At 52.9% G+C, this 639-nt stretch carries 1 rRNA gene; it reads left to right on the top strand.

Annotated elements, in window-relative coordinates:
• Position 1 precedes the first annotated feature (1 nt).
• Positions 2 to 639, top strand: a 23S ribosomal RNA gene (locus AC1FXZ_RS21995); the annotation flags it as partial.

Genomic DNA, 639 nt, shown 5'->3' with positions numbered 1-639 from the left:
TGGTTAAGTTATGAAGGGCGCACGGTGAATGCCTTGGCACTAGGAGCCGAAGAAGGACGCGACGAACGGCGAAACGCCTCGGGGAGCTGTAAGTAAGCTTTGATCCGAGGATATCCGAATGGGGGAACCCACCATCCGTAATGGGATGGTACCCGTATCTGAATACATAGGATACGAGGAGGCAGACCTGGGGAACTGAAACATCTAAGTACCCAGAGGAAGAGAAAGCAAATGCGATTTCCTGAGTAGCGGCGAGCGAAACGGAAACAGCCCAAACCAAGAGGCTTGCCTCTTGGGGTTGTAGGACGTCTCATACGGAGTTACAAAAGACGAGCATAGGTGAAGCGATCTGGAAAGATCCGCGAAACAAGGTAACAGCCCTGTAGCCGAAATGTTCGTCTCTCCGAGACGGATCCTGAGTACGGCGGGACACGTGAAACCCCGTCGGAATCCGGGAGGACCATCTCCCAAGGCTAAATACTCCCTAGTGACCGATAGTGAACCAGTACCGTGAGGGAAAGGTGAAAAGCACCCCGGAAGGGGAGTGAAAGAGATCCTGAAACCGTGTGCCTACAACTAGTTGGAGCCCATTTACGGGTGACAGCGTGCCTTTTGTAGAATGAACCGGCGAGTTACGAT

The organism is Halalkalibacter sp. HAAS-P014, assembly GCF_056619965.1.
The sequence above is the reverse complement of the archived record's forward strand: the minus strand, read 5'-3'. Positions and strand labels throughout refer to the sequence as shown.